At 69.3% G+C, this 11,875-nt stretch carries 12 protein-coding genes; 4 read left to right on the top strand and 8 right to left on the bottom strand.

Going from position 1 to position 11,875, the window contains the following annotated elements:
• The coding region (locus VF542_RS02430; RefSeq protein ID WP_408650117.1) for a glycerate kinase at positions 1-647 on the top strand (647 nt) is incomplete at its 5' end.
• Between the two features lie 12 nt (positions 648-659).
• Here the strand turns inward: VF542_RS02430 and VF542_RS02425 are convergent.
• From VF542_RS02425 to paaA, 6 genes are all read right to left on the bottom strand, one after another.
• On the bottom strand, positions 660-1,733 hold the full coding sequence (locus tag VF542_RS02425; protein ID WP_408650116.1) for an AI-2E family transporter: 1,074 nt from the start codon (positions 1,731-1,733) through the stop codon (positions 660-662).
• A gap of 158 nt (positions 1,734-1,891) precedes the next feature.
• Positions 1,892-2,983: a 1,2-phenylacetyl-CoA epoxidase subunit PaaE gene (gene paaE, locus VF542_RS02420; RefSeq protein ID WP_408650115.1), complete on the bottom strand. Its 1,092-nt coding sequence runs from the start codon at positions 2,981-2,983 to the stop codon at positions 1,892-1,894.
• On the bottom strand, positions 2,980-3,516 hold the full coding sequence (paaD, locus tag VF542_RS02415) for a 1,2-phenylacetyl-CoA epoxidase subunit PaaD (protein WP_408650114.1): 537 nt from the start codon (positions 3,514-3,516) through the stop codon (positions 2,980-2,982). The genes paaE and paaD overlap by 4 nt, the downstream gene beginning before the upstream one ends.
• A 4-nt stretch (positions 3,517-3,520) precedes the next feature.
• On the bottom strand, positions 3,521-4,291 hold the full coding sequence (gene paaC, locus VF542_RS02410) for a 1,2-phenylacetyl-CoA epoxidase subunit PaaC (RefSeq protein WP_408650113.1): 771 nt from the start codon (positions 4,289-4,291) through the stop codon (positions 3,521-3,523).
• A 26-nt stretch (positions 4,292-4,317) separates the two neighbouring features.
• Entirely contained in the window at positions 4,318-4,605 is a 288-nt protein-coding gene (paaB, locus tag VF542_RS02405) for a 1,2-phenylacetyl-CoA epoxidase subunit PaaB (RefSeq protein ID WP_408650112.1), read from the bottom strand.
• A complete protein-coding gene (gene paaA, locus VF542_RS02400; RefSeq protein ID WP_408650111.1) occupies positions 4,602-5,582 on the bottom strand; it encodes a 1,2-phenylacetyl-CoA epoxidase subunit PaaA in 981 nt (326 codons plus the stop codon). Before paaA ends, paaB begins: the two co-directional genes overlap by 4 nt.
• 116 nt (positions 5,583-5,698) lie before the next feature.
• On the opposite strand from paaA, the gene paaZ reads away from it, so the two are divergent.
• From paaZ to VF542_RS02385, 3 genes are all read left to right on the top strand, one after another.
• The gene (paaZ, locus tag VF542_RS02395; protein WP_408650110.1) at positions 5,699-7,744 is read left to right on the top strand and encodes a phenylacetic acid degradation bifunctional protein PaaZ; all 2,046 of its coding nucleotides are present in this window, start codon (positions 5,699-5,701) and stop codon (positions 7,742-7,744) included.
• Between the two features lie 132 nt (positions 7,745-7,876).
• Positions 7,877-9,376, top strand: a complete 1,500-nt coding sequence (locus VF542_RS02390; protein ID WP_408650109.1) for a S1C family serine protease — start codon at positions 7,877-7,879, stop codon at positions 9,374-9,376.
• Positions 9,377-9,614: 238 nt separating this feature from the next.
• Positions 9,615-10,088, top strand: a complete 474-nt coding sequence (locus tag VF542_RS02385) for a hypothetical protein (protein WP_408650108.1) — start codon at positions 9,615-9,617, stop codon at positions 10,086-10,088.
• 165 nt (positions 10,089-10,253) lie between these two features.
• On the opposite strand, the gene VF542_RS02380 is transcribed toward VF542_RS02385, so the two are convergent.
• Together VF542_RS02380 and VF542_RS02375 are read right to left on the bottom strand one after the other, a co-directional pair.
• Complete coding sequence (locus VF542_RS02380; protein WP_408650107.1) at positions 10,254-11,288, bottom strand: adenosine deaminase; 1,035 nt, start codon at positions 11,286-11,288, stop codon at positions 10,254-10,256.
• Positions 11,289-11,351: 63 nt separating this feature from the next.
• A partial coding sequence (locus VF542_RS02375; RefSeq protein WP_408650106.1) for a 2-oxo acid dehydrogenase subunit E2 occupies positions 11,352-11,875 on the bottom strand: 524 nt, incomplete at its 5' end.

Genomic DNA, 11,875 nt, shown 5'->3' with positions numbered 1-11,875 from the left:
GCACCGGTGGGCTGCTGCCGCCGGGCGGCCGTGGGTTGACCCGGCTGGTGGCGGTACGGACCGAGCGGCTGACGCCGGCGCCGCCCGAGGGCGTCCGGGTACTGGTCGATGTGCAGGCCCCGCTGTTCGGGCCGTCCGGGGCGGCCCATGCCTTCGGGCCGCAGAAGGGTGCCACCGAGGCGCAGGTCGGTGTACTCGACAGTGGGCTGCGCCGGCTGGCGGCGGTGCTCGGATCGGATCCGTACCTGCCCGGCTGCGGGGCGGCCGGCGGCACCGGATACGGGCTGGCGTACTGGGGAGCCGAGCTGGTGCCGGGCGCCCGGACGATCGCGGAGCTGGTCGGGTTGCCCGAGGCGGTGCGCCGCGCTGACCTGGTGATCACCGGCGAGGGACGCTTCGACGCCGGTTCGCTGACCGGCAAGGCCTGCGGGTACGTGCTGCAGGCCGCCGCCGGCAGCGGCGTGCCGGCGCTGGTGGTGGCCGGGTCGGTAGCCGGCGAGATGGCTGCCCTGGTGGCCGGAGCCGTGCCCGGCACCGGCCTCTGCAGCCTGACCGAGCTGGCCGGTTCCACCCGCGCGGCACAGGACGATCCGGTGCGGTGGCTGACCGTGGCCGGCCGGCAAGCCGCCGAGGCGGCCAGCCGCTGATCACGGGCCGCGTCAGGCCTGGTCGGTGGCCGGAAACACCAGCTCGCGGACCAGCACCCGCAGGATCAGCGCCATCGGCACCCCGAACAGGGCGCCGGGGACGCCGAGCATCGCGCCGCCGAGGATCACCGAGGGCACCGTGATCACGCCGGGCAGTTCCACCGAGTACTTCATCATCCGGGGCTGGATCAGGTAGTCCTCGGTCATCCGGTAACTGATGTAGAAGATCAGGGTGATGATGGCGGTCGGCAGCCCGACGCTCAACGACACCAGCGTGACGATCGTTCCACCCACCGTGGACCCGATCACCGGAACCAGCGACAGCACCGTCACCAGCGCCCCCAGCAGCACCGCGTACGGAATGCCCCAGGCCAGCGCCCAGACCGTGGTGCCCAGGCCGAACAGGATCGCGATCACCACCGTGGACAGCATGAACCGCCCGACCTGCACGGTCAGCTCGTCCAGGATGCGCGCGGTGCGGACCTGGCGGGAGCCCGGGACCGCCTTGAGTGCCAGCGCCCGCAGGCGCGGCAGTTCGATGGCGAAGTACAGCGACAGGAACGCCACTACCACGATGTCGGTGACCGCGGTGAACAGCAGCGCCCCGCCGGTCAGGATGTAGTCCAGTACCTCGGTCGGATTGATGGAGCCGCTGGTGGTGCTGTCGGTGGCGACGGCCAGCCGGTCGCCGAGCGCGCCCAGGTGGCTCTCGGCGTTGCGGATCAGTTCCGGCCCGGACTTGATCAGCGTCGGCAGCTCGGTGGTGGCGGCGTTCACCGCGAGCACGAAGGGGGCGGTGAGCAGCACCACGACGCCGAGCCAGGTGAGCAGCGCGGCGAACGATCGGCGGATGCCGCGCCGCTGCAGGAAGCTGATCAGCGGATCGAGGGTCACTCCGATCAGCAGCGCGAACGCCAGCAGGTACAGGATGGTGCGCAGCTGCTCGACGATCCGGAAGCCCAGGTAGGCCACGCCGACCCCGACGGCGAACCAGCAGGCGAACGCGATGACCGAGCGGGGACGGCGGACGTTGACCACCTGCTCGACCGGCTGCGCGCCGATGGGAACCGCGCCCTTGACGTCCATTCGCCCAGGCTAGTGGAGGCAGGCGCCGATCCGGTGACGCCGCTGGTCTCGGCCGCGGTGCTACTGGTTCCGCGGTGCTACTGGTTTCCGCGGTGCTACTGGTTTCCGCGGTGCTGGTTCGCTGGTTCCGCGATGCTCCTGGTTCCGCGCGGTGCAGCCTATTGGAACTGCAGGCTGACCTCGGGGGTCACCGGACGGGACTGGCAGGCCAGCACCAGCCCGGCGGCCAGCTCTTCCGGTTCCAGGGCGTAGTTGCGGGTCATCGACACCGAACCGGCGGTCACCATGGCCCGGCAGGTACCGCAGACGCCACCCTTGCAGGCATAGGGAGCGTCCGGACGGTTGGCCAGCACCGCATCGAGGATGCTCGGGCCGGCGTAGCTGACCGGGATCGTGGAGGTCCGCCCCGACAGGGTGACCGTCACCTGGCTGCGGTCGGTGACCGCGTGCTCCGGCGGGGCCACGGTCTGTACCGGCGGTTCGTCGCCGACGTAGAACAGCTCGGAGTGCACGGCGGTGCTGGGTACGCCACCGGCCACCAGCGCGGTGCGGACGGTCGACACCATGCCGAGTGGGCCGCACAGGTACCACTCGTCGACGTCCTTGCACAAGCCGTCCAGCAGGAGGCTGATCTTGTTCTCGTCGATCCGGCCGGTCAGCAGGTCCGACAGCTGCGGCTCGGCCGACAGCACGTGCAACAGGGTGAACCGGCTGGGGTAGCTGTTCTTCAGATCCGCCAGCTCCTCCAGGAACATCACATCGTTGGAGGTTCGGTTGCCGTACATGAGGGTGACCCGGCTGGCGGGCTCGGTCCGCAGGATCGAGGTGATGATCGACAGCACCGGGGTGATTCCCGAACCGGCGGCCAGGCAGCCGACGTGGCGCTCGTTCTCCGCTGCGACCGGAGTGCCGAACCGGCCGGCCGGGGTCATCACCTCGATCGTGACCCCGGGTTGCAGCTCGCCGGTCAGCCAGCCGGAGAACAACCCGTTCGCGATCCGCTTGACCCCGATCCGCAGCTCGCCGCGCTCGGCCAGGTCTGCCGGCGTCGAGCAGATCGAGTAGGTACGGCGCTCCTCCTGGCCGGCGGCGGTACGGCGCAACGTGAGGTGCTGCCCGGGATCGAAGGCGTACTGCTGGCGCAGCTCGGGCGGCACCGTGAAGTGGACCGTGCAGGCCTCGTCGGTGAGCGGCTCGACCCGGGCGACGGCGAGGGAGCGGAAGCCGCCGCTCACACCGACGCCGCTCACAGTGACTTGAATTCGTCGAAGGGCTCGGCACAGCTCCGGCAGCGGCGCAACGACTTGCACGGCGTGGAACCGAACTGGCTGATCAGCTCGGTGTCCGACGATCCGCACCGCGGGCAGCGGGCTGGCTGGTCCGCCATCTCGGCGCCGGTCGGCCTGCTGCCGAGCCGCACCGGTACCGGACCGGTCCGGGTCGGCCGGGGTGGGGCGATGCCGTAGTCGCGCAGTTTGGCCCGGCCGTCCTCGGTGATCCAGTCCGTGGTCCAGGCCGGTGCCAGCTCGATGACCACCCGGACCTGCGGATCGACGTCGCGGGTCTGGTCCAGCACGTCCTGCCGGATGGCCTCGGTCGCCGGGCAGCCGGAATAGGTCGGGGTCAGCACCACCTCGGGCGAGCCGTCGGCGGCGAACCGGACGTCGCGCAGGATGCCCAGGTCAGCAATGGTCAGCACCGGTATCTCGGGGTCGGGAACCCTGGCGGCGGCCAGTCGCAGTGCGGCCAGCCGCTCGAGGTCGGACCCGGTTGCCACTGTCACCGGGTCACCACCGGGCTCCGGGATGTGACCGGTGCAGGTGCTGCATCTCGGCCAGCAGGTAGCCGAACCCCTCGGTGTGCATCCCCTTGCGCCCGCCGGAGGGCTTCCACTCGTCGCCCGGAAGGCTGAGCGTGGCCTCGGTGAGGATGTCCTGAACCGCCCCGAGCCAGGCAGGTCGCAAGCTGGAGGGCAGCGGGGCAACGCCGAGGTCGGCGATCCGGTGGGCCAACTCGTCGTCCTCGAACATCTCGTGGCTGAACGGCCAGACCGTCTCGAGCGCGGCCTGGGTGCGGTCATGGCTGAGCTCGGTGCCGTCGCCCAGCCGGATGATCCAGGTGCGGGCGTGCTCGACGTGGTAGGCCACCTCCTTGACGGCCTTGGCGGCGATCGCGGCCAGCTGGGCGTCCCGGGAGGATTCCAGATCGCGATAGAGCTCGCGCTGGTAGCAGGAGAACAGCAGCTGCCGGATCATGGTGACCGCGAAGTTGCCGTTCTCGAGTTCGGTCAGCTGCAGGTTGGTGAACCGGCGCTCCTCGCGCAGGTAAGCCAGGTCATCCTCGGAGCGGCCGCTGAACGAGCCGCCGTAGGACAGCAGCGAGCGGGCCTGGCCGAGCAGGTCGAGCGCGATGTTGGCCAGCGCGATGTCTTCCTCGATCTGCGGTGCATGGGCCGACCATTCCGAGAGCCGGTGCGACAGGATCAGCGCGTCGTCACCGAGCCGGATCGCGTACGCGGCGACGTCGGCATTGGCGGGAGCGCCGGGGCTTTCGGCCATGAAACTGGTCACTGGCTCCGAATTGCTCATAGGTGCTCGACGCCTTCGGGGATCGTGTAGAACGTCGGGTGCCGGTAGGGCTTGTCCGCCGACGGTTCGAAGAACGAGTCCTTCTCCTCCGGCGAACTGGCGGTGATGTCGGCCGAGCGCACCACCCAGATCGAGACGCCCTCGTTGCGGCGGGTGTACAGGTCGCGGGCGTTCTGCAACGCCAGTGTCGCGTCCTCGGCATGCAGGGAGCCGACGTGCACGTGGTTGGTGCCACGGGCGGGTCGCACGAAGACCTCCCACAGCGGGCTGGGCGGTGTGCTCACGCCGCCTCCGACACCGCGGCGGCCTGCTTCCTGGCTGCCTCCTTTGCCGCATAGGCGGCGGCAGCCTCGCGTACCCAGGCGCCGTCGGAGTGTGCCTGCCGGCGGGTGGCGATCCGCTGCCGGTTGCACGGGCCGTTGCCCTTGAGCACCTGCTGGAACTCCGTCCAGTCGATGACGCCGTAGTCGTAGTGACCCCGCTCGGCATTCCACACCAGGTCGGGATCGGGCAGGGTCAGCCCCAGCGTCTCGGCCTGCGGAACGCAGATGTCGACGAAGCGCTGGCGCAGCTCGTCGTTGGAGAACCGCTTGATCCCCCAGGCGCTGGACTGCGCGGAGTTCGGGGAGTCGTCGTCGGGCGGGCCGAACATCATCAGCGACGGCCACCACCACCGGTTGATCGCGTCCTGGGCCATCTCATGCTGCTCGGGCGTGCCGTTGGACAGCTGCAGCAGGGATTCGAAGCCCTGCCGCTGGTGGAAGGACTCCTCCTTGCAGATTCGGACCATGGCGCGCGCGTACGGGCCGTAGGAGCATCGGGTGAGCGGCACCTGGTTGGTGATCGCGGCACCGTCGACCAGCCAGCCGATCGCGGCCACGTCGGCCCAGGTGGGTGTCGGGTAGTTGAAGATCGAGGAGTACCGCTGGCGGCCGGCGTGCAGCAGGTCCAGCATCTCCTCGCGGCTCATCCCCAGGGTCTCGGCGGCGGAATAGAGGTACAGGCCGTGGCCTGCCTCGTCCTGCACCTTGGCCAGCAGGATCGCCTTGCGGCGCAGCGACGGTGCCCGGGTGATCCAGTTGCCCTCCGGCTGCATCCCGATGATTTCGGAGTGCGCGTGCTGGGCGATCTGGCGGATCAGGGTCTTGCGGTAGCCCTCGGGCATCCAGTCGCGTGGTTCGACCCGGCCGTCGGAGTCGATGAGCGCGTCGAAGGCGGCTTGCTTGCCGGCCTCGACAGCCTCGTCCGCGAGCTCAGTCACAGCAACCTCCAAAACCGAATGATCGTTCGGTTAGTCTATGCTTGCACTCTGCTCGCTGGCAAGCTGCCACGAGCCGAACACCCCGCACGGCGCCCCAAGAACGAAGGGACTTCCCGATGGCCGACATGCTGCGTTCCTACCTGGGTGACCAGTGGGTCACCCCTACCGATGACGCCGACAGCGGCCTTGCGCTGCTCGACGCCTCGACCTCGCAACCGGTGGCCCGGTGGTCCCGCGAACCGGTCGACCTGGCCGCGGGCTACGCCTACGCCCGGACGGTCGGCGGCCCCGCGCTGCGCCGGCTGACCTTCACCGAGCGCGCCGCCATCCTCAAGCAGTTGGCCACCTACCTCAACGACCGGCGGGAATCGGACTACTACCCGCTGTCGTTCGCCACCGGCGCCACCCTCTTCGACTCCAAGTTCGACGTCGACGGCGGCATCGGCGTGCTGTTCGCCTATTCCTCCAAGGGCCGCCGCGAGTTGCCTGACTCCACCGTCTACCTCGACGGCCCGGTCGAGCAGTTCTCCAAGGACGGCTCGTTCGTGGCCCAGCACATCTACACCCCCAAGCACGGGCTGGCGCTGTTCATCAACGCCTTCAACTTTCCGGTCTGGGGCATGCTGGAGAAGTTCGCGCCGGCGTTCCTGGCCGGCGTTCCGGTGGTGGTCAAGCCGGCAAGACAAACGGCCTACCTGACGGCGAAGGTGTTTGCCGACATGGTCGACTCCCAGCTGCTGCCACCCGGTGCCATCTCGCTGGTGTGCGCCGCGCCCGAGGGCATGCTCGACCACCTCACCGGGCAGGACGTCGTCTCGTTCACCGGCTCGGCGGCCACCGCCCGGCAGCTGCGCCAGCACCCGGTGGTGATCCGGGAGTCGGTCAAGTTCACCGCGGAGGCCGATTCGCTCAACTGCGCGATCCTCGGCCCGGACGCGGTTGCCGGCGAACCCGAGTTCGACCTGTTCATCCGCGAGCTGACCCGCGAGATCACCGTCAAGGCCGGGCAGAAGTGCACCGCGATCCGGCGGGCGTTCGTGCCGTCCGAGCAGGTCGAGCCGGTCATCGAGGCGCTGACGGCGAAGCTGGCCAAGGTGGTGGTCGGTGACCCGCGCACCGAGGGAACCACGATGGGGGCGCTGGCCACCCTGGGGCAGCGCGACGAGCTGATGGCGAACCTGCAGAAGCTGGCCTCCGACACCGATGTGGTGATCGGGGGACCGGACTCACCCGCTGCCAAGGCGCTGCCCGACACCGGCGCGTTCGTGCCGCCGACCGTGCTGCGGGCGCGCAGCGCCACCGCCGAGGCGGTGCACACCGTCGAGCCGTTCGGACCGGTGGCAACGCTGATCGGCTACCAGGGCACCGACGAGGTGGTGGAGCTCGCGGCCAGAGGCGAGGGCTCGCTGGTCGGGTCGGTCTATTCCTACGACCCGGACTTCGTCCGCGACGTGGTGCTCGGCGCGGCCGCCCACCACGGACGGATGCTGGTGGTCGACCGCGACGACGCCAAGTCCTCGACCGGCCACGGCTCACCGCTGCCGATGCTGGTGCACGGCGGTCCCGGCCGGGCCGGCGGCGGTGAGGAACTGGGCGGCATCCGGGGCGTGCTGCACTTCATGCAGCGGACCGCCGTGCAGGGTTCGCCGCGCGCGCTGGCCGCCGTCACCGGTCGCTGGGTAGCCGGTGCCCCCACGGTCACCGAGGACGTCCATCCGTTCCGCAAGCACCTGGAGGACCTGGCGATCGGGCAGGTGCTGCTCACCGACAGCCACACCGTGACGGCTGAGGACATCGAGCAGTTCGTGGCGCTGACCGGGGACTCGTTCTACGCGCACACCGATCCCGAAGCCGCCGCCCGCAACCCGCTGTTCGGGGGCATCGTGGCCCATGGCTACTACATCCTCTCCCGGGCGGCAGGCCTGTTCGTGGAGCCGTCGCCCGGCCCGGTGCTGGCCAACTACGGGCTGGACAACCTGCGGTTCATCACCCCGGTCAAGGTCGGTGACTCGATCCGGGCCCAGCTGACCTGCAAGGAGAAGAAGGCGAGGCAGACCGAGGACTACGGCGAGGTCCGGTGGGATCTGGTCGTCCGCAACCAGAACGACGAGCTGGTAGCCACCTACGACGTGTTGACCCTGGTGGCAAAACGCGCGTCCTGACCGGTGCTGGTGGCTGTGACGGCGCGCGCCGGCGTTCACAGTTGGTTCTGTGCGAGCTCCAAGCAGGCGGCGAGGTGGTGAAGGTTAGCTCGTGTCGTACAAGCAGAAGACGACGCGAATAGAGGGGTCAGCGTGAGCGACCAATCCATGCCCGAGCATCCCGGCCGGCCCGCCGACGACCAGCACGCCCCGCAGAGCACGCAACCGGAATGGGCTTGGCGGCCACCGGCTCCGGACGGCCATCTGACGTACGGTCAGACTGCATACGGTGCGCCGAGGGGGTACGCCAGCGCGCCGCCGGAGCAGCCGTACTTCGTGCCGACCGCCCATCAGCAGGCCTGGTCGGCCGCGCAGCACTATCCCGGCCAGCCAGGTCAGCCCGGCCAGCCCGGCCAGCAGTTCTGGCCAGTGCCGCCGGCCCCGGCCAAGCCGCGCTCGCACCGGCTGCTGCTCGGCTCGGTGGCTGCCGCCGCCGCGACGGCGATCGCCGCCGGTGGCATCGCGGTGGCGGTTGACCGGTCGAATGACGACTCGTCCCAGCAGACCGCGCTGAACGCGCCTACCAGCCAGAACCCGTTCGGCCGGAACGGTCAGACCCCGCCGTACGGCAACGGCTTCGGCGGCAACGGCTTGGGCGGCAACGGCTTCGGCGGCTTGGGCGGCAACGCCCCCACCCCCGGCTCGGGTACCGGCGGCACCCAGGCCACCGGCCCGGCCACCGCCGCGCAGCAGGTCGGGGTGGTCGACATCAACACCACGCTCAACTACGGCACGGGCAAGGCGGCCGGAACCGGCATCGTGCTCACCTCCGACGGTGAGATCCTGACCAACAATCACGTCATCCAGGGCTCCACGGCCATCACGGTGACGGTGGTGAGCACCGGTAAGACCTACACCGCCACGGTGGTGGGCACCGATCCCAGCGATGACGTGTCAGTTCTGCAGCTCAAGGACGCCAGCGGCCTGGCGACCGCCAAGCTCGGCGACTCGGCCAAGGTGGCCGTCGGCGACGCCGTCACCGCGGTCGGCAACGCCGGCGGTGACGGCGGTACCCCGACCGCGGCACCCGGCACCGTGACCGCGCTGAACCAGTCCCTCACCGCAAGCGACACCAACGGAGGCAATGCCGAGCGGCTGACCGGCATGATCGAGGTGAATGCGGCCATCGAGGCCGGTGACTCCGGTGGCCCGCTGTACGACGACGCCACCGGCACGGTGATCGGCATCGACACCGCCGCGTCCTCGGCCCGGTTCGGCGCCGGCACCACCACCGGCTTCGCGATCCCGATCGCCAGGGCGCTGAGCATCGCCGACCAGATCGAGTCCGGACAGGCCAGCAGCACCGTGCACATCGGCTACCCGGCGTTCCTCGGAGTCCAGCTCTCGCCGGCCGGCCAGAGCAACGGCGCCGCGATCGCCGACGTGGTCAGCGGCTCGGCCGCCGCCAAGGCCGGCCTGCAGGGCGGTGACACCATCACCGCGGTCGACGCCACCACGATCACCAGTGCCAGCGGACTCTCGAGCGCGCTGGCCGGTCACAAGCCGGGCGACCAGGTACGGCTGCGCTACACCGACTCCGGTGGCCGGAGCCACAGCATCACCGTGACCCTGGGTTCCGGGCCCGCCGACTGACCCCGCTGCACGCCTGAGGGAGCGAGCCGATCATGACTTGCTCCCTCAGGCCTCCACGTGCCCGTGAAAGATGACGCGGCTGTCCAGCCACGTGGGCTCGGTGCACAACGGAGGGCTACAGGAGCAGTCCAGCGGAGCGTCACCGTGGTGGATTGTGACGGCTACGCCTCAGAAACAAGCCCGCCGGCAGACGGCGGGTCACCTTCCGTCCGAAATCGGGTAACGATAGCGTGGATGGATGCCAGGCTCTGTAGCCCGACTGCCAAATGGTGGCAGTTCGGATGACGACGGCGTACCTCCGGCCGACATCTATAAAGCGGCCGTGGATGAGTACCGCTTCCAAGCAGAGTTCAACTGGTCTCGGACGCAGTACATGCTCGTATTCAATACAGCGATCCTCGCAGCGGCCAGCGCGATCGCTTCCCGTCCAGGTCGTAGCGCCGCTCTGGTGTTTGGCCTTGGCGCTTTCGCCTCCGCGCTCTCCTACTTCGTCATGCGGACTCAGCATGATTACTATCGCGCCGCTCGTGATCATCTGCGACGAGTGGAAGAAAGCCTCGGCATACCGTCGGACCAGCGCATGGACACCACGTCAACAATGCGAGGACAGCAGAAGCGGCGCAAGGCCAGCGTTACCCAACTCGTCTACCTGCTACTTCTCGCTGTGGGACTGGCTGACATCACCGGCGCCTGCATCATCGCCGTGCGCTGAATGCGCACGAGCGCAGGCAGTGATCGATATGCGCTTGGCTGTCACTGTAAGTTGAGCGTGCCAGGTAAGGCCGTCGTCGGTCGACACGTGAGCGTGTGGGTTCCAGGTTCCAGGTGTCGTCCACAGAATCGATCAGACACAACAGGAGGGCGCGAGACTCCAGACTCAGTCGGCACACGTGGCGGTGTAGGCCTCGATCTCGGCCAGCACCCGCGACTTGACGGCGTCCGGGGCGAACGAGGCGTGGACGGCGTTGGCCGCCAGCGCGGCGACGCCGGCTCGATCGAGGTTCAGCAGGTCCGCGGCGATCGCGTATTCCCTGTTGAGATCAGTGGAAAACATCGGAGGGTCGTCGGAATTGATGGTCACCAGCACGCCCGCCGCGACCAGCTGCGCCAGCGGGTGCTGGGCGAGTTCGGGAACCGCCCTGGTCGCGATGTTTGAGGTGGGGCAGACCTCCAGCGCGATCTGGTGCCGCGCCAGGTAGTCCAGCAACCGCTGATCCTGCGCGGCCGAGGTGCCGTGCCCGATCCGCTCGGCGCCCAGCAGCCGGATCGCATCCCAGACGGTGTCCGGACCGGTGGTCTCACCGGCATGCGGAACGCTGTGCAGCCCGATCGCCCGTGCCGCGTCGAAGTAGGGGGTGAACTGGGCGCGTGGCACGCCGATCTCCGGGCCTCCCAGCCCGAAACTGATCAAGCCGTCGGGTGTCAGCTGGGTCGCGATCCGGGCGGTCTCGGCTGCCGCGGGCAGGCCGGCCTCGCCGGGGATGTCGAAGCACCACCGCAGGACGATTCCGAACTCCCGTTCGGCGGCCAGCCGGGCATCCTCGATCGCCTCCAGGAATGCCTCGGCGGCGATGCCCCGGTGTACCGACGAGTACGGCGTGATGGTCAGTTCGGCATAGCGGATCTGCTGTGCCGTCATCTCCCGGGCGACCTCGTAGGTCAGCGTCCGGACGTCCTCGGCATCGCGGATCAGGTCGACCACGGAAAGGTATACCTCGATGAAGTGCGCGAAGTTCTGGAACGTGAAGTAGTCGGCGAGCTTGTCCACGTCGGCCGGCACGCCGGAGCCGGGATGGCGGGCGGCGAGCTCGGAGACGATACGCGGCGAGGCCGAGCCGACGTGGTGCACGTGCAGTTCGGCCTTGGGCAGGCCGGCGATGAAATCGACGAGATCAGGACGCGGTGAGGTCACCGGCTGAGTCTCTCATCGCGACATCAGGCTGGACTGCGTGGCCCGGACGTCGCCGGCCGCGCCCTACAGCTCACCCAGCGCGGTCACCGGGTTCTCGATGCAGTCGGCCACGAATCGCAGGAACCCACCGGCCACCCCGCCGTCGCAAGCACGGTGGTCGAAGGCCAGGGTCAGCTGGCTGACCTTGCGCACCGCCAGCGCTCCGTCGTGCACCCAGGGCCGGTCGATGATCCGGCCGAGGCCGAGGATCGCCACCTCGGGATGGTTGATGATGGCGGCCGAGCCGTCCACGCCGAAGACGCCGTAGTTGTTGACGGTGAACGTGCCGCCGGTCAGTTCGGCAGGCGTCAGCGTGCCGGCCCGGGCAGCCTCGGTGCGTGCCGTCAGCGCAGCGGACAACTGCCGGGTGGTCAGCGTCTGTGCCCGGTGGACCACCGGCACCAGCAGCCCGCGCGGGGTCTGCGCCGCGAAGCCGAGGTTGATGTCGGGCAGGATCTCGACGGCGTCCGCGGTGATCCGGCTGTTCAGCTCGCGATACCGGCGCAGGCCGAGCACGCAGAACCGTGCGACCAGGGCGAGCACGCTCA

It is taken from the genome of Jatrophihabitans sp., assembly GCF_036389215.1.
GTDB lineage: Bacteria > Actinomycetota > Actinomycetes > Mycobacteriales > Jatrophihabitantaceae > Jatrophihabitans_A.
This window is presented reverse-complemented; position numbering and strand designations above follow the sequence as displayed.